Consider the following 17,585-nt stretch of genomic DNA (forward strand, 5'->3'; position numbering starts at 1 on the left):
CTCGTGGCCGAGTTGAGTCCCCTGCACGAGCGCGTCGATGCGCCACAGCGGCTCGCGCTGCCCATCCACCCCGACATCGCCGCCTGGCGCCCGCTCACCCCTGACGACCTCGACGAGCTCACCGCGCTGCAGCAGGCCGCCGACGCCGTCGACCACCCCAGCTGGACGACGCCGCGCGAAGACCTGCTCGAAGAGCTGACCCACAGCTACATCGACCTCGCCCATGACTCGCTCGCCGGCCTGTCGGCAGACGGCCGCATCGTCGCGTGGGGGCTCAACGTGATGCCGCCGGGCGCCGAGACCGTGGTCAGGGTGTTCCTGCACGGCACGACGCACCCCGAGGTGCGCGGGGCCGGTGTCGGCCGGCAGCTGCTGCAGTGGCAGCGCGGTCGCGCGCAGCAGATGCTGAAGAGCTGCGACCTGCCGCTGCGCGGGTGGATCCTGCAGTACCTCTCCGCGAGCAATGTCGCCGGCATCCGGCTCGCCGAGCTGCTCGGCTTCCACGCCGCGCGCTACTTCGCAACGCTGACGCGCGATCTCTCGCAGCCGCTGCCCGTGGTGCCCGCACCGCCCGGCGTCGCGATCGTGCCGTGGTCCGACGAGCTGTCGGCCGACGTGCTCGCGGCGAAGAACGAGGCGTTCCGCGACCACTGGGGCAGCCAGCCGACCTCGGGCGAGCAGTGGGCGAAGATCGCCGGGGGCGAGTTCTTCCGCCCCGAGCTGTCGTTCATCGCCCTCGCCGATGACGAGCACACGGTCGCCGGGCTCGTCGTCACGAGCGTTCTCGAGCACGATTGGCCGCACCAGGGCTACACGAGCTCATACGTCGGGCTGGTGGGGGTGCGGCGCGCGTGGCGGGGCCGCGGCATCGCCCCCGCGCTGCTCGCGCGCACGCTCGAGGCCACCGTCGCCGCCGGTCTGGAGCGCGTCGTGCTCGATGTCGACACCGAGAACCCCTCGGGCGCCGTCGACCTCTACACGAGCCTCGGCTTCGTGCCCGACGACAGCCGCGAGGTCGCGATGCTGCTCGCCTACTGACGCGCGACCACGCGGGTCGACTCGGCGAACCCCCGACGCGGGTCGACTCGGCGAACCCGAATGGAGACCCCCGACGCCCCCTAGACCGCCAGCTCGGCCTTCACGACGTCGGCGAGCTTCTGCGCATACGCCAGCGCGGTGTCGTCATCGGCCGCCTCGACCATGACCCGGATCATCGGCTCGGTGCCGCTCGGGCGCAGCACGACACGGCCCGTGTCGCCGAGCTCGGCCTCGACCTCAGCGACCGCGCGCGCGATCACCTCGTTGCCCGCGAGCCCGTCGCGGTCGACGCCGCGCACGTTGACGAGTTCCTGGGGGAACACCTTCATGACGGAGGCCAGCTCTGCGAGCGTCTTGCCCGTGCGCGCCATCTCAGACAGGAGGGTGAGGCCGGTGAGGGCGCCGTCACCCGTCGTGGCGAACTCGGAGAGGATGACGTGCCCCGACTGCTCTCCGCCGACGGAGTAGCCCTCTTCGTTGATCTTCTCGAGCACATAGCGGTCGCCGACAGCGGTCGTCACGACCTCGATGCCGTGCTCTGCCATGCAGCGGTGCAGGCCGAGATTGCTCATCACGGTGGCCACGAGCGTGTTCTTCGCGAGCTTGCCGCGGTCCTTCAGCGACAGGGCGAGGATCGCCATGATCTGGTCGCCCGTGACCTCGTTGCCGTTCGCGTCGACCGCGAGGCAGCGGTCGGCGTCGCCGTCGTGCGCGATGCCGACGTCGGCGCCCGCGTCGAGAACGGCGCGCTTGAGGTTGTCGATGTGCGTCGAGCCGACGCCGTCGTTGATGTTGAGGCCATCGGGGTCGGCGCCGATGAGGGTCACCTTGGCGCCGGCGAGCGCGAATGCCTCGGGGGATGTCCCGGCGGCGGCGCCGTTCGCCGTGTCGAGCACGACGTGGATCCCGTCGAGCCGATGCGGCAGCGACTCGATGAGGTGCACCACATAGCGGTCCTCGGCGTCCGCGAAGCGGCGGATGCGGCCGACGTCGCCCCCGGTCGGCGTCCACTTCGGCTGCGTGAGGGCCGCCTCGATGCGGTCCTCGACGACGTCGGGCAGCTTGGTGCCGCCACGGGCGAAGATCTTGATGCCGTTGTCGGGCGCGGGGTTGTGCGATGCCGAGATCATGACGCCGAAGTCGGCACCGATGTCGGCAATGAGATAGGCCGCCGCGGGGGTCGGGATCACTCCGGCGTCGAGCACGTCGACGCCGGACGAGGCCAACCCGGCCGCGACGGCCGAGACGAGGAATTCGCCGGAGATGCGGGGGTCGCGTGCGACCACCGCGGTGGGGCGCTTGCCTGCAGCGCGCCGGGCATCGGCCTCACGGCCGGTGCCCAGCACGATCGCCGCCGCCTGTGCGACTCTCAGAGCCAGTTCGGCAGTGAGAACGTCGCCGTTCGCGAGACCGCGAACACCATCGGTTCCGAAGAGGCGGGGCATTGCAGGGCGCCTACGGTTCTCGCGCGCTTAGCGCTTCGAGAACTGCGAGGCCTTGCGGGCCTTCTTGAGACCGGCCTTCTTGCGCTCGGTGACGCGCGCGTCGCGCGTCAGGAAGCCGGCCTTCTTGAGGGTGGCGCGGTTGTTCTCGCGGTCGATCTCGTTCAGCGCGCGAGCGATGGCGAGGCGCAGGGCGCCCGCCTGGCCCGAGGGGCCGCCACCGGTGATGCGGGCGACGACGTCGTACGAGCCGACGAGGTCGAGCACCTTGAAGGGGTCGGTGATCAGCTGCTGGTGCAGCTTGTTGGGGAAGTAGTCCGCGAACTCGCGGCCGTTGACGGTGATGGTGCCGGCGCCGGGGATGAGGCGAACGCGCGCGATGGCCTCCTTGCGGCGACCCACTGCGGCACCCGGAACGCTCAGCACAGGGCGGGCGGCGACGGCGGCCTCGGCGGCCGGGGTCTCGGTCGTGAAGCTCTCGGGAGCCTCGTCGATCTGGTCAGCGATCTTTGCCACTTGATTCAGTCCTTAGAAAGTCTTTGTTCCGGCGCGCTTACTGGGCGACCTGCGTGAAGGTGTACGGCTTGGGCTGCTGGGCCGCGTGCGGGTGGACGTCACCCGTGTAGACCTTGAGCTTGCCCAGCTGCTGACGGCCGAGCGAGTTCTTCGGCAGCATGCCGCGGATCGCCTTCTCGACGGCGCGGACCGGGTTCTTCTCGAGCAGCTCGGCGTAGCCGACGGCCTTGAGGCCGCCCGGGTAGCCGGAGTGACGGTAGGCCTTCTTCTGCAGGGCCTTCTGGCCGGTCAGAGCGACCTTGTCGGCGTTGATGATGATGACGAAGTCGCCCGTGTCGATGTGCGGGGCGAACGTCGGCTTGTTCTTGCCGCGGAGGATCGCGGCGGCGTGGCTGGCCAGACGGCCGAGAACCACATCGGTGGCGTCGATGACGACCCAGTCGCGCTGGATCTCGCCGGCCTTGGGGGTGTAGGTGCGCGTCACAGGAGTAACTGCTTTCTATCGGAGTTGGATGGTCGTGAATCCCGCTCCCTTAGGGTGTTCTGCCCGGATCGGGGAGAACGCCACAGGTGGAGGGCTCAACTTCGGGTGCGTGCGCAGGCACACGGCACCAAAGATCTAGCCTACCGGAGCCGCGCCGCCCCGGCAAACCGGCGGGCGAGTGACGACGAGCCGGCGGCGGGCCGGCTGCGGGCGAACGCGAAAGCCAACTGTTCACCCTCCGTCCACCAGCGCGTGGGCCGGACGTTCACCGAGGGCGACGTGCGCCGATCTAGCTTGACGGCATGCACCGCCCACAGAGCGATCGCGTCGCAGGGCGCGGTCAGACCGTCGTCGCCGTGATCCCGGCGCGAGCGGGCTCGCGCGGCGTCCCCGAGAAGAACATCCAGCCGGTGGGCGGGGTTCCCCTCATCGCCCGCGCGGTCGCCGCGGCATCCGCCGCCGAGCTCATCGACGTGGTCGCCGTCTCGACCGACGGGGCGGCCATCGCAGCGGCGGCACGCGCGGCGGGTGCCGAGATCATCGACCGCCCGGCCGCCCTCGCGAGCGACACCGCGTCGAGCGAGGCCGCCCTGTTGCACGCCCTCGACGAGCTCGAGGCTCGCGGCATCCGCGCCGATGTCCTCGTCTTCATCCAGGCGACGAGCCCCTTCATCTCGCCTGCCGATCTCGACTTCGCGATCACCCGCATCCTCACCGACGAGAGCGACGTCGTGCTCGCCGCCGCCGAGTCGCACGCGTTCCTGTGGCGCATGACGGATGCCGGAGCGCAGGCCATCAACCACGACGCCTCGTTCCGGCCGCGCCGGCAGGACCGCGAGCCGCAGTACGTCGAGACGGGCGCGTTCTACGTCATGCGCGTCGAAGGCTTCCGCGCCGCGGCCTTCCGCTTCTTCGGCCGTATCGGCATCGCCGTCACCGACGAGCGGCACTCGCTCGAGATCGACACCCCCGATCAGCTCGCCCTCGCGGACGCGCTGGCCCGCCAGGAGCTCGCCCGCGACGGCGCCGGCTCCGGCACACCCGCCCTCACGACGAAAGGCCGCTCATGACCGTTCACATCGGCGAACACGCCATCGGCGAAGGCCGACCCGTCTACGTCATCGGCGAGATCGGGCTGAACCACAACGGCGACGTCGACATCGCCAAGCAGCTCATCGATGTCGCCGCGGATGCGGGCGCACAGGCCGTCAAGTTCCAGAAGCGCACGCCCGAGATCTCGACCCCCGAGCACATGAAGAACACGCCGCGCTCGACGCCGTGGGGCGACATGACGTACCTCGAGTACCGCTACCGCGTCGAGTTCACCCGCGAGCAGTACATCGAGATCGGCGATCACGCCACGATGCGCGGCCTCGACTGGTTCGCCTCGCCGTGGGATGTGCCGTCCGTCGACTTCCTCGAGGACCTGAACGTCTGCGCGTACAAGGTCGCCTCGGCCTCGGTCACCGACCTCGAACTGCTCGACGCGATGGCGGCGACCGGCAAGCCCGTCATCCTCTCGACCGGCATGTCGACCCTCGACGAGATCGACGCGGCCGTCGCGCGCTTCGACCGCGAGAAGCTCGTGCTGCTGCACGCGACGTCGACCTACCCGCTGCCCGCGGAGGAGGCGAACCTGCGCATGATCGGCTCGCTGGGCGCGCGCTACGCCGGCATTCCCGTGGGCTACTCGGGCCACGAGCCAGGCCTGCAGATCTCGATCGCGGCGGTCGCGCTCGGCGCCGTCGCCGTCGAGCGCCACATCACGCTCGACCGCACGATGTGGGGCTCCGACCACGCGGCATCCCTCGAGCCGCACGGCCTGCAGAACCTGGTGCGCGACATCCGCATCATCGAGCAGGCCATGGGCGACGGCGTGAAGCGCGTCTTCCCCGGCGAAGAGGCACCCAAGGCCAAGCTGCGGCGCGTCGGGGCGTAGCTTGCGCCGCATTCTCGGGGTCATCGATTCCGATTCCTACGCGAAGTGGGGCGCGTCGCTGCTCGCACAGCTCGGCCCGGGCTGGGCCGTCGAGCTCGTCGAGATCGAGTCGCGGCTCGCCGCGAGCGACGCGCAGCTCGCGTTCGCGCTCGCGGGCACGGGGTTCCGGGCGGATGCCGCACCGCGGGCATCCTTGCGCGAGATCGTCGAGCACCTCGCCCGCGGAGGCCACGACGCGGTCTTCGTCTCGACGAGCGGTGCCGTCTCTGAGGCGGTCATCACCGAGATCACACGGCGGGTGCACCCGCGGCCGGTCATCATGACGGGTCTGCCCGGCATCTCGATCCCCGCCAAATACAAGGGCGTCTTCCGGCGCGCCCAGGCCGACCTCTTCGTGCTGCACAGTCACCGCGAGCTGCGTGCGTACCGCGAGCTGTCCGAACGGCGCGCGGTCCCCCACAACTATGCCCTCGCGACGCTTCCGTTCCTCGACCGCCGCGAGGAGGAGGCGCCGTGGGCCGGCGAGCGCGACAGCATCGTCTTCGCCGCGCAGCCCGGCGTCCCGCCCACGCTCGCCGAGCGCCGCGCGGTGGTGGCGTGGCTGGTGCAGACCGCACGCGCGCACCCGCGGCTGCGCGTCGTGATCAAGGTGCGGGCGCAGGCGGGCGAACGGCAGACGCACCGCGAGCGGCACCCCTACGTCGAGCTGGTGCCGCGGGATGCGCCCGCGAACCTCGTCGTCGAGGGCGGCTCGATGGGGGCGCACCTCGCACGCGCCGTGGGCTTCGTCACCGTGAGCTCGACGGCCGCGATCGAGGCGATCGCCGCCGGAGTGCCGAGCCTCGTGCTGACCGACTTCGGGGTGAGCGGCGACCTCATCAACGAGGTGTTCGTCGGCAGCGGGCTGCTCGGGCCGTCGGGGGATCTCATCGCGGCGCGCTTCCGCCAGGTCGACCCGCGGTGGCGACAGGACAACTACTTCCACCCCGCCGACGACAATGACTGGCAGCAGCGGCTCGAGACGCTGGCCGAGCTGCGCGACGCGGGCATCCTGCCGGCCCGCCCGGCGAAGCGGCGCAGCCGCGGCGGCGCCCTCCGTCGTGCGTGGGACCGCAAGCGCGCGTTCGGCGCCTACGACCGCACGGCGCTCGGCTATCTCGCCGCGGTGATCGGCTACCCGGTGCTCGCCGTGCGGCGTGCGGCGGCCGCGCTGCGCAGGCCCGCGCCTGCCGCTGCGTTCGCCGACGGCGCCGCGGCCCCGGGCGAGGCGGGCGAATCCGTCACAGCTCCCGCCGTGCGCGGGTAGCCTCGGCTCGCGCCGCGAGCTCGTCGTCGGCAGGGTAGCCCACCTCGGTGAGCGTCAGACCCTTCGCCGGCATGACTTTGAACGCGCTCGTGCGCTCCCCCACGTCGAGGATCAGGGCGAGATCGGATGCCGCGAGCCGCCCCTCCCCGACGGCGACGCAGCCGCCGACGAGGGCGCGCACCATGCTGTGACAGAACGCGTCGGCCTGCAACTCGGCCACCAGAACGCCGGACTCGTCCCGGCGCCAGTCGAAGCGCTGCAGCGTGCGGATCGTCGTCGCCCCCTCGCGCGGCTTGCAGTACGCGGCGAAGTCGTGCAGGCCGAGCAGGCTCTGCGCCGCGGCGTGCATGGCGTCGACGTCGAGCGCGGCCGGCCACCAGACGGTGCGGTGCCGCTGCCCGGGGTCGCGCGTGCCGATGCGGTCGCTGATGCGGTATTCGTAGCGTCGCCAGATCGCCGAGAAGCGCGCGTCGAACCCCACCGGCGCGACGGCACCGCGCCGCACCACGACGTCGGTCGTGCTGCCGAGGATGCCGTTCAGGCGGTAGGCGAGCGCGGCGCCCGCATCGGCCGGCGGCTCCCCCGCGACGCGCACATTGCGCAGCGCGTTCACCTGGTCGTGGCTGAGGTCGAGGTGCACCGCCTGGTCGGCCGCGTGGACTCCGGCATCCGTTCGCCCCGCGACGACGAGCGTCGGCGACGGCGGCGTGCGCCGGAACAGAGTGGCGAGGGCCTCCTCGAGCACTCCCTGGACCGTGCGCAGCCGGGGCTGCCTGGCCCAGCCGCTGAAATCGGTGCCGTCGTAGGCGACGTCGAGCCGCACGCGGGTGGGGGTGTCGGCGCTCATCGCCTCAAGCGTATCGACGCGCTTCATGAGGCGACTCGACCTCGTCGCGCGCCGAATCGGCGCATCAGGATGAGGGCCGCGCCTCAGTCGGGAAGCACATCGCCGTCGACGTAGAGCCAGGCACCGCCGACGCGCTCGAAGCGGCTGCGCTCGTGCAGCGCTCCACGTTCGGCGCCTTGGCGCCACACGGCGCGGAACTCGACGGTGCCGCGCGTGTCGAACGGGCCGCCGGCGGTCGTGCGCAGCACGTCGAGCCGGCGCCATTGCAGGTCCGTCTCGGGCGCGATCGAGCGCGGGCGGGTCGAGGGATGCCACGTCGAGAGCACATAGGCGGTGTCGCCCACCGCGAAGGCGGCGTAGCGGCTGCGCATGAGCTGCTCTGCGGTGGCGGCCCGGCGCTCGCCGGCGTGCAGCGGCCCGCAGCACTCCCCGTAGCTGAGTCCGCTTCCGCAGGGGCAGCGGCTTCCGGCATCCGTCACGACCCTATTGTCGTGCGCAACAGAAACGCCCCGCCACCCTTGCGGGCGCGGGGCGTTTCGTAAAAGCGGTCCGAGTTACTCGGACTTGGCCTCGTCGGCCGGGGCCTCGTCTGCGGCGGCCTCGGTCTCCTCGGCGGGCGCCTCGGTCTCCTCGGCGGGCGCCTCAGCGGCCTCGGTCTCCTCAGGGGCCTCGGTCTCGACGACCTCGGTCTCCTCGGCGGCCGGCTCGTCGGCGACGGGCGCAGCGGCGGCAGCCGGCTTGGCCTTCTTCACCTTCGGCGTGACGGGCTCGAGCACGAGCTCGATCACGGCCATGGGGGCGTTGTCGCCCTTGCGGTAGCCGGTCTTGATGATGCGGGTGTAGCCGCCCTCGCGCTCGGCGACGAGCGGAGCGATCTGGGTGAACAGCTCGTGCACGACCGACTTGTCCTTGATCACGGCGAGCACGCGACGGCGCGCGTGCAGGTCGCCGCGCTTCGCGAAGGTGATCAGTCGCTCAGCGATGGGGCGCAGGCGCTTGGCCTTCGTCTCGGTCGTCTGAATCGACTTGTGCGTGAACAGGCTGGCGGCCAGGTTCGCGAGGAGCAGGCGCTCGTGAGCGGGACCGCCTCCGAGGCGGGGGCCCTTCGTGGGCTTAGGCATGGTGTTTCTCCGTTGGTGAAAGGGTGGTGGTCGGGGGCGAGAAGCTTAGTTCTCGTCCTCGAAGCCGCTGTAGAAGTGGGCGCCGTCGAACCCGGGGACCGAGTCCTTGAGCGACAGGCCCATTTCCGTCAGCTTGTCCTTGACCTCATCCACCGACTTCTGGCCGAAGTTGCGGATGTTCATGAGCTGCGTCTCGGACAGGGAGACGAGCTCGCTGACGGTGTTGATGCCCTCGCGCTTGAGGCAGTTGTAGGAGCGAACCGAGAGGTCGAGGTCCTCGATGGGCATCGACAGCTCGGAGCTGAGAACGGCGTCGACCGGGGCCGGGCCGATCTCGATGCCCTCGGCCTGGTTGTTCAGCTCGCGAGCGAGGCCGAACAGCTCGACCAGGGTGCGGCCCGCCGAGGCGATCGCGTCGCGCGGGCTGATCGCCGGCTTGGTCTCGACGTCGACCACGAGGCGGTCGAAGTCGGTGCGCTCGCCCGCACGGGTGGCCTCGACGCGGTACGTGACCTTGAGGACCGGCGAGTAGATCGAGTCGACCGGGATCTGGCCGGCCTCGCTGAACTCGCTGCGGTTCTGCTGGGCCGAGACGTAACCGCGGCCGCGCTCGATGGTGAGCTCGATCTCGAGCTTGGCCTTGTCGTTGAGCGTCGCGATGACGAGCTCGGGGTTGTGGATCTCGACACCGGCCGGGGCGGAGATGTCGGCCGCCGTGACCTCGCCCGCACCCTGCTTGCGCAGGTAGGCGGTAATGGGCTCGTCGTGCTCGCTCGAGACGACCAGGCCCTTGATGTTCAGGATGATCTCGGTGACATCTTCCTTGACGCCGGGCACGGTGCTGAACTCGTGCAGCACGCCGTCGATGCGGATGCTCGTGACCGCAGCGCCCGGAATCGAGGACAGCAGCGTGCGGCGGAGCGAGTTGCCGAGGGTGTAGCCGAAGCCCGGCTCGAGCGGCTCGATGACGAACCGCGAGCGGAACTCCGAGATCGACTCCTCGGTCAGAGTAGGACGCTGTGCAATGAGCACTGTTGATTCCTTTCGGCTAAGGGTCCGCTATATGACCCTTGCGTGAGTGGAGTTATGGAGTTGTTGAGAAGCCTTTGCGGGCGGATGCCCCGCGAGGGGCACCCGCCGCGACAGTGTCCTAGTTAGACGCGACGACGCTTCGGCGGGCGGGCGCCGTTGTGGGCCTGCGGCGTCACGTCGGTGATGCTGCCCACCTCGAGGCCGGCGGCCTGAAGCGAGCGGATGGCGGTCTCGCGGCCCGAGCCCGGGCCCTTCACGAAGACGTCGACCTTCTTCATGCCGTGCTCCTGCGCCTGGCGGGCGGCCGACTCGGCGGCGGTCTGCGCGGCGTAGGGGGTCGACTTGCGCGAGCCCTTGAAGCCGACGCCACCGGCGGAGGCCCAGCTGATCACAGCACCGGTCGTGTCGGTGATCGACACGATCGTGTTGTTGAAGGTGCTCTTGATGTGGGCCTGGCCCACGGCGATGTTCTTCTTCTCCTTGCGGCGCGGCTTGCGCGCAGCCGTCTTAGGTGCAGCCATTTGTGTCTATCTCTCCTGAATCCGTGGGCCCGCGATTACTTGCGGCCGGCCTTCTTCTTGCCGGCGACGGTGCGCTTCGGGCCCTTACGGGTACGAGCGTTCGTCTTGGTGCGCTGACCGCGCACCGGGAGGCCACGGCGGTGGCGCAGACCCTCGTAGGAGCCGATCTCGACCTTGCGACGGATGTCGGCCTGGACCTCGCGGCGGAGGTCACCCTCGACCTTGAAGGTTCCCTCGATGTAATCGCGGAGGGCGACGAGCTGGTCGTCGGTCAGGTCCTTGACCCGGATGTCCCCCGAGATTCCGGTGGCGGCGAGGGTCTGAAGCGACCGGGTGCGACCGACACCGTAGATGTACGTCAGTGCGATCTCCACACGCTTCTCGCGCGGGATGTCAACGCCTGCAAGACGTGCCATGTTGGCTTTCTCCTGTAAGTGAGTGGAGGTGTGGAGCAGCGCCGGTGCCCGGGCCTCCAACCCGAGGTGTCCGATTCGCTGGTCGACTCGGCGAAGCCGAATGGAGACCGCGAATCATCTGGCGGTGCCTATCTGTGTGAAGTTGTGAAGCTTGCGATTAACCCTGGCGCTGCTTGTGGCGCGGGTTCGACGAGCAGATGACCATGACCCGGCCGTTGCGGCGGATGATCTTGCAGTGCTCGCAGATGCGCTTGACTGACGGCTTGACCTTCATTGAGTTGTTTCCTTCGCTGTCATCGTGCGCCTCCCTGGCAGGGAGGGCCGTTACTTGTGCAGCGAATCCTTACTTGTAGCGGTAGACGATGCGGCCACGGGTCAGGTCGTAGGGGCTCAGCTCGACGATCACGCGGTCCTCGGGGAGGATGCGGATGTAGTGCTGACGCATCTTGCCGCTGATGTGGGCAAGAACCTTGTGACCGTTGGTCAGCTCGACGCGGAACATCGCATTGGGCAGAGCCTCGATCACAGATCCTTCGATCTCGATGACGCCGTCTTTTTTGGCCATAGCCTCACTGTCGCTCAGTCGGAATTCGCTGTTCGTGCGGGGGATGTGGCGCCTCGAACGTTGCACGACGCGCACCGCAAAACGGGTGCAAGACACCAAAGATCAATCGTACCCGAAGTGTTCCCATAACGCGAGTTCAGGTCTACACTCGCTTGGCCCTGCGGCGTGTCGCCGGCTTCCGCCTCCTACTCGCGGCGCGCGAGCAGCCCGGCGTTGAGGCGGTCACTGAACTCGCGGTCGACGGCGATCGGCTGCCCGTCGACCGCGGTGATCGGAGTCGCAAGCTTGACGCTCGACAGCAGCCAGACTCCGTCGGAGTCCAGCAGCTCGCCCGACGGCACGAGCCGGTCCTCGGTGGCGAAGCCCCATTCCTGCGCGAGCGCGAAGGCGCTGAGCTGGGTCGTGCCGGGAAGGATGCCGATGTCGGTCTTCGGGGTCACGAGCGTGTCACCGCGCCGCAGCAGCACACTCGACTGCGGAGCCTCCATGACGTAACCGTCGGACGAGACGTAGATCGCGTTGTCGGCGCCACGGCGGGCCGCCTCGCGCAGCGTCGCCATGTTGACCGCATACGACAGCGTCTTCGCGCCGGGCAGTAGCCAGGGCGCGTGCTCGGAAAGGTCGTGACGGTACCCGCGGTCGAGCGTGACGACCTTCCATCCGTCTGTGCGGTTGGCGAAGTCGTCCTCGGCCACGGTGGCGATCAGCCAGCCGGTCGGCCGGTTCGCGCCCTCGACGCCGCGCGAGAGCACCAGTTTGATGCCGCCCTGGCGATCGATCGGAAGCGCCGCCCCCGCGAGCCTCATCGCGACGCGCCACTGCTCGAGGTTCGGGGCGGGCAGTTCGAGGAGGCCGGCAGAGTTGGCGAGGCGCCAGAAGTGCGCGTCGACCGCTTGCGGGCACCCCTCGAGCACGCCCAGCGTCTCGAACACTCCGTCACCGCGGGTCGCCGCGAGATCGGTGCCGCGCACGATCGGCTCGTCCGCCGGCACCCGTCGCACGGTCGATTCCCAGCCGGATGCCGGCTCGGCGGCGTCGGCGGGGGCGACATCGAGGACGAAGACGATCGGTTCAGGCATCCGGGACCCTCAGAATCTCTAGGCGATGGGTGTGGGGGTGATGCCGAACGGCGCGAGCCCGGCGGCGCCGCCATCGGCGGCGGTCAGCACCCAGATGCCGTCCTTGTGGACGGCGACGCTGTGCTCCCAGTGGGCGGCGGCCGAGCCGTCTTCCGTGACGACCGTCCACCCGTCGTCGCGGACGTAGGTGTCGGCTCCGCCGAGTGTGACCATCGGCTCGATCGCGACGACGAGACCCGGGCGCACCTCGGGGCCGCGCTGACGCACCGCGTAGTTGAACACGGGCGGGTCCTCGTGCATCGAGCGACCGATGCCGTGACCGATGTAGTCGGTGAGGATGCCGTAGTCGCCCTGCGACTCGATGTACTCCTCGATGGCGGCGCCGACCTCGTTGAGGTGCTTCGCCGTGTAGAGCTGGGCGATGCCGCGCCACAGCGACTGCTCGGTCACGCGGTTCAGCTCGCGGCGCGCGGCGACGTCGTCGGCGCTGGCACTGCTCTCCTCCCCCGCGGAGCCGTCGACGACGAAGCTGCGCGCCGCGTCGCCGTTCCACCCCTGCGCCGAGATGGCGCCGGAGTCGATCGACACGATGTCGCCCGCAGCGATCACGGCCGCGCCGGGGATGCCGTGCACGACTTCGTCGTTCACCGACGCGCAGATCGTGTGGAAGTAGCCGTGCTCGAGCTTGAAGTTCGGCTTCAGGCCGCGGGCCTCGATCGCCGCCTCGGCGGCCGCGTCGAGTTCGAGCGTCGTCACGCCCGGCTTCACGAGCGCCTCGACGGCGTCGAGGCTCGCCGCCGTCGCGAGCCCCGGCTCGATCATCAGCCGAAGCTGCGCCGGCGACTTGTAGATGGACTTGCGAAGCGAGCGCATCTGGCGGCTAGGCGACGGCGATTCCGGGGCGACGGATGCCGCGGGCCTCGAGCCCCTCGTGGATCCGCTCCGCGACCTCGTCGATCGTGCCGAGACCGTCGACCGTGACCAGCAAGCCGCGCTGGCTGAAGACGTCGATGAGCGGAGCGGTCTGCTCCGCATAGACGTCGAGGCGGTGACGGATCACCTCTTCGGTGTCGTCGGCCCGGCCCTGATCAGCGGCGCGCTTCAACAGGCGCTCGACGACGTGCTCAGTGTCGGCGGTCAGCTGCACGACCGCGTCGAGCTGCGTGCCGCGCGCCGCGAGCCACTCATCGAGGAACGCGACCTGACCCGTGGTGCGCGGATAGCCGTCGAGCAGGAATCCGTTCTCTGCGTCAGCCTGGCTCAGCCGGTCGGCGACGATCTCGTTGGTCAGCTCGTCGGGCACGTAGGCGCCCGTCGAGGTGATCTCCTTGACCTTGAGGCCGAGCGGCGTCTCGTTCTTGATGTTGTCGCGGAAGATGTCACCGGTGGACACGGCGGGGATGCCGAGGGACTGGGCGATGAAGACCGCCTGCGTGCCCTTGCCGGCCCCTGGCGGACCGACGATGAGGAGCCGCGCTCCCCCCTGCGTGTTCTCTGCGACGGCTTCCGTCATCGAAGCAACCCTTCGTAGTGGCGCTGCTGCAATTGCGAGTCGATCTGCTTCACCGTCTCGAGGCCGACGCCCACGATGATGAGGATCGACGTTCCACCGAAGGTGAAGCTGCTGCTTGCGCCCAGCAGCGCGAAGGCCACAAGCGGGACGAGGGCGACCACGGCCAGGTAGATGGAACCCGGCAGCGTGATGCGGGTGAGCACGTAGTCGAGATACTCGGCGGTCGGCCGGCCGGCACGGATGCCGGGGATGAATCCCCCGTACTTCTTCATGTTGTCCGCGACCTCTTCGGGGTTGAAGGTGATCGCGACGTAGAAGTAGGTGAAGCCGACGATGAGCAGCGCGTACAGCGCCATGTAGATCGGGTGGCCGCCGTTGGTCAGGTTGTTCGTCACCCAGGTGACCCACGCGGCGGGCGCCTGGCCGGAGGCGGGCTGGTTGAACTGGGCGACGAGCGCCGGCAGGTACAGCAGCGACGAGGCGAAGATGACCGGCACGACGCCCGCCATGTTCACCTTGATCGGGATGTAGGTGTTGTTGCCGCCGTAGGTGCGCCGCCCGATCATGCGCTTCGCGTACTGCACGGGGATGCGCCGCTGCGACTGCTCGACGAAGACGACCGCCCCGACGACGACGACGCTGATGAGCAGCACCAGCAGGAAGGTGCCGATGCCGTTGCTCTGCTCGATCGCCCAGAACGAGGTGGGGAACTGCGCGGCGATCGAGGTGAAGATCAGCAGGGACATGCCGTTGCCGATGCCGCGCTCGGTGACGAGCTCGCCCAGCCACATGATGAGGCCGGTGCCCGCGGTCATGGTGATGACCATGAGCAGGATCGCGTACCAGCTGGTGTCGGTGATGATGTTCGAGCACTCGGTGGCGCTCGTCGTGCCGAACAGTGCGCCGCTGCGCGCCACCGTGATCAGCGTCGTGGACTGCAGGACGCCGAGCGCGATGGTGAGGTAGCGCGTGTACTGCGTGAGGCGCGCCTGGCCCGCCTGGCCCTCTTTGTACAGCGTCTCGAAGTGCGGGATCACGACGCGCAGCAGCTGCACGATGATCGACGACGTGATGTACGGCATGATGCCGAGCGCGAAGATCGAGAGCTTGAGGAGCGCCCCGCCGGAGAACAGGTTGACCAGCTCGTAGAGGCCAGTCGTGCCCTGGTTCGCATTCAGACACGCCTGCACGTTCGCGAAGTCGACGTACGGCGAGGGGATGAACGACCCGAGCCGGAAGATCGCGATGATCGCGAGGGTGAACAGGAGCTTCTTGCGAAGGTCGGGCGTGCGGAACACCCGCACGATGGCGCTGAACAAGGGTTCGTCCTGCTTTCGATGATGAGAGAGGGCCGGTGGCTTTCGCCACCGACCCTCTACTTTACGTCAGTCGCGGATGCCGCTCATGACGGGTACTACTTGATCGAGCCGCCGGCCGCGACGATCTTCTGCTCGGCCGAGGCCGAGACCTTGTCGACGGTCACGTTCAGCTTGACCGCGATGTCGCCGGTGCCGAGCACCTTGACCTTCTCGTTCTTGCGAACGGCGCCCTTGGCCACCAGGTCGGCGACGGTCACGTCGCCGCCCTGCGGGTAGAGCTCGGCGAGCTTCTCGAGGTTCACGACCTGGTACTCGACACGGAACGGGTTCTTGAACCCGCGCAGCTTCGGGGCGCGCATGACCGAGTTCAGCTGGCCGCCCTCGAATCCGGGGCGCACCTGGTAGCGCGCCTTCGTGCCCTTCGTGCCGCGGCCCGCGGTCTTGCCCTTCGAGCCCTCACCACGACCGACGCGGGTGCGGTCCTTCTTGGCACCTGCGGCGGGGCGCAGGTGGTGCACCTTCAGAACGCTCACGCGCTCTGCGGGAGCCTCGGCCTTCGCCGCTGCCTTCGACGAAGCCGCGGCGTTCGCCTTCTTGGCCGCCGGCTTCTTCGCGACGGTCTCTTCCGTCGTCTTCTCGTCAGCCATTAGTCGATCTCCTCAACCTTCACCAGGTGAGCGACGGTACGCACGTAACCGCGGTTCTGCGCGTTGTCCTCACGGACCACGACATCGCCGATGCGCTTGAGCCCGAGGCTGCGCAGCGTGTCGCGCTGGTTCTGCTTCTCACTAACCTTGCCCTTGATCTGGGTGACCTTGAGCCGCGCCATTAGGCACCTGCCTTCGCTGCAGCGGCAGCCTCGGCTGCCTGAGCCTCGGCACGCAGGATGCGGGCCGGCACGACCTCGTCGTAGTCGAGACCACGACGGGCGGCGACGGCGCGCGGCTCCTCGAGGCTCTTCAGGGCCTCGACGGTGGCGTGCACGATGTTGATGGTGTTCGACGAGCCGAGCGACTTGCTCAGGACGTCGTGGATGCCGGCGCACTCGAGCACGGCACGGGCCGGGCCACCGGCGATAACACCGGTACCGGGGGCGGCGGGGCGCAGGAGCACCACACCGGCGGCGGCCTCGCCCTGCACGGGGTGCGGGACCGTCGAGCCGACGCGCGGGACGCGGAAGAAGTTCTTCTTCGCCTCCTCGACGCCCTTCGAGATCGCCAGCGGCACCTCGCGGGCCTTGCCGTAGCCGACGCCGACCAGGCCGTTGCCGTCACCGACGACCACGAGGGCGGTGAAGCTGAAGCGACGACCGCCCTTCACGACCTTGGAGACGCGGTTGATGGTGACGACGCGCTCCAGGAACTGGCTGCGGTCGTCATTGCGCGAACCGCGCTCGTTGCGGCCACCGCGATCGCCGCGGCCACCGCGACGGCTCTCGCGGGTGTCACGCGTGAGCGTGTCGCTGCCGGCAGCGGTCTCGACCGGCTTCTCTGCAGTCGTCGCCGTGTCGGTCACGTCCTGCCCCTTCTTGATGTTCTCGTCGGTCACAGGTCCAGCCCACCTTCACGAGCGCCCTCAGCGATGGCCGCGACGCGGCCCGCGTACTTGTTGCCACCGCGGTCGAACACGACGGCCTCGATGCCTGCGGCCTTGGCGCGCTCGGCGACCAGTTCGCCGACGCGGCGGGCCTTGGCGGTCTTGTCGCCCTCGAACACGCGCAGGTCGGCCTCGAGGGTCGACGCGGACGCGAGGGTGTGGCCCACGGCGTCATCGACGACCTGCACGAAGACGTGGCGGGCCGAGCGGGTGACGACGAGACGGGGACGGGCGGCGGTGCCGACGACCTTCTTGCGCAGACGGGCGTGGCGGCGGCCGCGGGCAGCAGTCTTGCTGTTGTTAGCCATGGTTACTTACCAGCCTTTCCGGCCTTGCGACGCACGACCTCGCCGGCGTAGCGGATGCCCTTGCCCTTGTAGGGCTCGGGCTTCTTGATCTTGCGGACGTTCGCAGCGGTCTCGCCGACGAGCTGCTTGTCGATGCCGGTGACGGTCACCTTGTTGTTGCCCTCGACCGCGAAGGTGATGCCCGCGGGCGCCTCAACGGTGACGGGGTGCGAGAAGCCGAGAGCGAACTCGATGGCCGAGCCCTTCTGAGCCACGCGGTAACCGGTACCGACGATCTCGAGCTGCTTCGAGTAGCCCTGCGTCACGCCGACGATCTGGTTGTTGATGAGGGTGCGGGTCAGGCCGTGCAGCGAGCGCGAGTTGCGCTCGTCGTCGGGGCGGGTGACGAGGACCTGGTTGTCCTCGATCTTGACCTCGATGGGGCTCGCCACGTTGAGCGAGAGCTCACCCTTGGGCCCCTTGACGGTGACGGCCGAGCCGTCGATCTTCACATCGACCCCGGCGGGGATGTCGATGGGCAGTCTTCCAATACGCGACATCTTC

24 protein-coding genes are annotated in these 17,585 nt (G+C 69.1%); 4 read left to right on the plus strand and 20 right to left on the minus strand.

Annotation, left to right across the window (positions count from 1 at the left end; genetic code table 11):
* Nucleotides 1–3: 3 nt before the first annotated feature.
* Nucleotides 4–1,038: a GNAT family N-acetyltransferase gene (locus tag ABD716_RS09935; protein WP_344776375.1), complete on the plus strand. Its 1,035-nt coding sequence runs from the start codon at nt 4–6 to the stop codon at nt 1,036–1,038.
* A gap of 80 nt (nt 1,039–1,118) precedes the next feature.
* On the opposite strand, the gene glmM is transcribed toward ABD716_RS09935, so the two are convergent.
* The 3 genes from glmM to rplM are packed head-to-tail and all read right to left on the minus strand — an operon-like array spanning nt 1,119 to nt 3,480.
* Nucleotides 1,119–2,483, minus strand: a complete 1,365-nt coding sequence (gene glmM / locus ABD716_RS09940) for a phosphoglucosamine mutase (RefSeq protein WP_344776377.1) — start codon at nt 2,481–2,483, stop codon at nt 1,119–1,121.
* 27 nt (nt 2,484–2,510) lie between these two features.
* Entirely contained in the window at nt 2,511–2,996 is a 486-nt protein-coding gene (gene rpsI, locus ABD716_RS09945; RefSeq protein ID WP_344776379.1) for a 30S ribosomal protein S9, read from the minus strand.
* A 37-nt stretch (nt 2,997–3,033) separates the two neighbouring features.
* Nucleotides 3,034–3,480, minus strand: a complete 447-nt coding sequence (rplM, locus tag ABD716_RS09950; protein ID WP_344776381.1) for a 50S ribosomal protein L13 — start codon at nt 3,478–3,480, stop codon at nt 3,034–3,036.
* Nucleotides 3,481–3,782: 302 nt separating this feature from the next.
* Between rplM and ABD716_RS09955 the strand changes: the two genes are divergently transcribed.
* Genes ABD716_RS09955 through ABD716_RS09965 form a run of 3 tightly spaced genes read left to right on the plus strand, consistent with a single transcriptional unit; the run spans nt 3,783 to nt 6,725 of the window.
* A complete protein-coding gene (locus ABD716_RS09955) occupies nt 3,783–4,550 on the plus strand; it encodes an acylneuraminate cytidylyltransferase family protein (RefSeq protein WP_344776383.1) in 768 nt (255 codons plus the stop codon).
* The gene (locus ABD716_RS09960; protein WP_344776385.1) at nt 4,547–5,419 is read left to right on the plus strand and encodes an N-acetylneuraminate synthase family protein; all 873 of its coding nucleotides are present in this window, start codon (nt 4,547–4,549) and stop codon (nt 5,417–5,419) included. The genes ABD716_RS09955 and ABD716_RS09960 overlap by 4 nt, the downstream gene beginning before the upstream one ends.
* 1 nt (nt 5,420) lies before the next feature.
* On the plus strand, nt 5,421–6,725 hold the full coding sequence (locus ABD716_RS09965) for a DUF6716 putative glycosyltransferase (RefSeq protein ID WP_344776387.1): 1,305 nt from the start codon (nt 5,421–5,423) through the stop codon (nt 6,723–6,725).
* Here the strand turns inward: ABD716_RS09965 and truA are convergent.
* From truA to rplF, 17 genes are all read right to left on the minus strand, one after another.
* Nucleotides 6,700–7,599: a tRNA pseudouridine(38-40) synthase TruA gene (truA, locus tag ABD716_RS09970; RefSeq protein ID WP_344776389.1), complete on the minus strand. Its 900-nt coding sequence runs from the start codon at nt 7,597–7,599 to the stop codon at nt 6,700–6,702. The genes ABD716_RS09965 and truA overlap by 26 nt on opposite strands.
* A 56-nt stretch (nt 7,600–7,655) precedes the next feature.
* Complete coding sequence (locus ABD716_RS09975; RefSeq protein ID WP_344776391.1) at nt 7,656–8,051, minus strand: YchJ family protein; 396 nt, start codon at nt 8,049–8,051, stop codon at nt 7,656–7,658.
* A gap of 75 nt (nt 8,052–8,126) precedes the next feature.
* Nucleotides 8,127–8,693, minus strand: a complete 567-nt coding sequence (gene rplQ / locus ABD716_RS09980; protein ID WP_344776393.1) for a 50S ribosomal protein L17 — start codon at nt 8,691–8,693, stop codon at nt 8,127–8,129.
* 45 nt (nt 8,694–8,738) lie between these two features.
* Entirely contained in the window at nt 8,739–9,725 is a 987-nt protein-coding gene (locus tag ABD716_RS09985; RefSeq protein WP_344776395.1) for a DNA-directed RNA polymerase subunit alpha, read from the minus strand.
* Between the two features lie 122 nt (nt 9,726–9,847).
* Nucleotides 9,848–10,246, minus strand: a complete 399-nt coding sequence (rpsK, locus tag ABD716_RS09990) for a 30S ribosomal protein S11 (protein WP_120788498.1) — start codon at nt 10,244–10,246, stop codon at nt 9,848–9,850.
* 35 nt (nt 10,247–10,281) lie between these two features.
* Nucleotides 10,282–10,662 carry a 30S ribosomal protein S13 gene (rpsM, locus tag ABD716_RS09995; RefSeq protein WP_344776398.1) on the minus strand — a complete coding sequence of 127 codons (381 nt, stop codon included), beginning with the start codon at nt 10,660–10,662 and terminating at the stop codon, nt 10,282–10,284.
* Between the two features lie 157 nt (nt 10,663–10,819).
* The gene (rpmJ, locus tag ABD716_RS10000; RefSeq protein ID WP_120788500.1) at nt 10,820–10,936 is read right to left on the minus strand and encodes a 50S ribosomal protein L36; all 117 of its coding nucleotides are present in this window, start codon (nt 10,934–10,936) and stop codon (nt 10,820–10,822) included.
* A gap of 69 nt (nt 10,937–11,005) precedes the next feature.
* The gene (gene infA / locus ABD716_RS10005; RefSeq protein ID WP_011186713.1) at nt 11,006–11,227 is read right to left on the minus strand and encodes a translation initiation factor IF-1; all 222 of its coding nucleotides are present in this window, start codon (nt 11,225–11,227) and stop codon (nt 11,006–11,008) included.
* A gap of 185 nt (nt 11,228–11,412) precedes the next feature.
* On the minus strand, nt 11,413–12,306 hold the full coding sequence (locus tag ABD716_RS10010) for an aminodeoxychorismate lyase (RefSeq protein ID WP_344776400.1): 894 nt from the start codon (nt 12,304–12,306) through the stop codon (nt 11,413–11,415).
* A gap of 18 nt (nt 12,307–12,324) precedes the next feature.
* Entirely contained in the window at nt 12,325–13,179 is an 855-nt protein-coding gene (gene map / locus ABD716_RS10015; protein ID WP_344776402.1) for a type I methionyl aminopeptidase, read from the minus strand.
* Between the two features lie 7 nt (nt 13,180–13,186).
* Entirely contained in the window at nt 13,187–13,819 is a 633-nt protein-coding gene (locus tag ABD716_RS10020) for an adenylate kinase (RefSeq protein WP_344776404.1), read from the minus strand.
* Nucleotides 13,816–15,138 (minus strand): preprotein translocase subunit SecY, encoded by a 1,323-nt coding sequence (gene secY, locus ABD716_RS10025; RefSeq protein WP_344776406.1) that lies wholly within the window; start codon nt 15,136–15,138, stop codon nt 13,816–13,818. Before secY ends, ABD716_RS10020 begins: the two co-directional genes overlap by 4 nt.
* Before the next feature lie 95 nt (nt 15,139–15,233).
* Entirely contained in the window at nt 15,234–15,785 is a 552-nt protein-coding gene (gene rplO, locus ABD716_RS10030; RefSeq protein WP_344776408.1) for a 50S ribosomal protein L15, read from the minus strand.
* A complete protein-coding gene (rpmD, locus tag ABD716_RS10035; protein WP_120788505.1) occupies nt 15,785–15,967 on the minus strand; it encodes a 50S ribosomal protein L30 in 183 nt (60 codons plus the stop codon). Before rpmD ends, rplO begins: the two co-directional genes overlap by 1 nt.
* Complete coding sequence (rpsE, locus tag ABD716_RS10040) at nt 15,967–16,686, minus strand: 30S ribosomal protein S5 (RefSeq protein WP_344776410.1); 720 nt, start codon at nt 16,684–16,686, stop codon at nt 15,967–15,969. Before rpsE ends, rpmD begins: the two co-directional genes overlap by 1 nt.
* Complete coding sequence (gene rplR, locus ABD716_RS10045) at nt 16,683–17,042, minus strand: 50S ribosomal protein L18 (RefSeq protein WP_344776412.1); 360 nt, start codon at nt 17,040–17,042, stop codon at nt 16,683–16,685. Before rplR ends, rpsE begins: the two co-directional genes overlap by 4 nt.
* 2 nt (nt 17,043–17,044) lie before the next feature.
* Entirely contained in the window at nt 17,045–17,581 is a 537-nt protein-coding gene (gene rplF / locus ABD716_RS10050; RefSeq protein ID WP_344776414.1) for a 50S ribosomal protein L6, read from the minus strand.
* Between the last annotated feature and the right edge of the window lie 4 nt (nt 17,582–17,585).

It is taken from the genome of Gryllotalpicola kribbensis (assembly GCF_039538245.1).
GTDB classification, from domain to species: domain Bacteria; phylum Actinomycetota; class Actinomycetes; order Actinomycetales; family Microbacteriaceae; genus Gryllotalpicola; species Gryllotalpicola kribbensis.

What these genes read in the sequence shown, in the direction of transcription:
- infA (WP_011186713.1), bottom strand. Translation starts at nt 11,227, where the DNA reads ATGGCCAAAAAAGACGGCGTCATCGAGATCGAAGGATCTGTGATCGAG.
- rpmJ (WP_120788500.1), bottom strand. Translation starts at nt 10,936, where the DNA reads ATGAAGGTCAAGCCGTCAGTCAAGCGCATCTGCGAGCACTGCAAGATC.
- truA (WP_344776389.1), bottom strand. Translation starts at nt 7,599, where the DNA reads ATGAAGCGCGTCGATACGCTTGAGGCGATGAGCGCCGACACCCCCACC.
- rplF (WP_344776414.1), bottom strand. Translation starts at nt 17,581, where the DNA reads ATGTCGCGTATTGGAAGACTGCCCATCGACATCCCCGCCGGGGTCGAT.
- ABD716_RS10010 (WP_344776400.1), bottom strand. Translation starts at nt 12,306, where the DNA reads ATGCCTGAACCGATCGTCTTCGTCCTCGATGTCGCCCCCGCCGACGCC.
- rpmD (WP_120788505.1), bottom strand. Translation starts at nt 15,967, where the DNA reads ATGGCGCGGCTCAAGGTCACCCAGATCAAGGGCAAGGTTAGTGAGAAG.
- rplR (WP_344776412.1), bottom strand. Translation starts at nt 17,042, where the DNA reads ATGGCTAACAACAGCAAGACTGCTGCCCGCGGCCGCCGCCACGCCCGT.
- rpsK (WP_120788498.1), bottom strand. Translation starts at nt 10,246, where the DNA reads ATGGCTGCACCTAAGACGGCTGCGCGCAAGCCGCGCCGCAAGGAGAAG.
- ABD716_RS09960 (WP_344776385.1), top strand. Translation starts at nt 4,547, where the DNA reads ATGACCGTTCACATCGGCGAACACGCCATCGGCGAAGGCCGACCCGTC.
- ABD716_RS10020 (WP_344776404.1), bottom strand. Translation starts at nt 13,819, where the DNA reads ATGACGGAAGCCGTCGCAGAGAACACGCAGGGGGGAGCGCGGCTCCTC.
- map (WP_344776402.1), bottom strand. Translation starts at nt 13,179, where the DNA reads ATGCGCTCGCTTCGCAAGTCCATCTACAAGTCGCCGGCGCAGCTTCGG.
- ABD716_RS09955 (WP_344776383.1), top strand. Translation starts at nt 3,783, where the DNA reads ATGCACCGCCCACAGAGCGATCGCGTCGCAGGGCGCGGTCAGACCGTC.
- glmM (WP_344776377.1), bottom strand. Translation starts at nt 2,483, where the DNA reads ATGCCCCGCCTCTTCGGAACCGATGGTGTTCGCGGTCTCGCGAACGGC.
- rplQ (WP_344776393.1), bottom strand. Translation starts at nt 8,693, where the DNA reads ATGCCTAAGCCCACGAAGGGCCCCCGCCTCGGAGGCGGTCCCGCTCAC.
- rpsM (WP_344776398.1), bottom strand. Translation starts at nt 10,662, where the DNA reads ATGGCACGTCTTGCAGGCGTTGACATCCCGCGCGAGAAGCGTGTGGAG.
- rplO (WP_344776408.1), bottom strand. Translation starts at nt 15,785, where the DNA reads ATGGCTGACGAGAAGACGACGGAAGAGACCGTCGCGAAGAAGCCGGCG.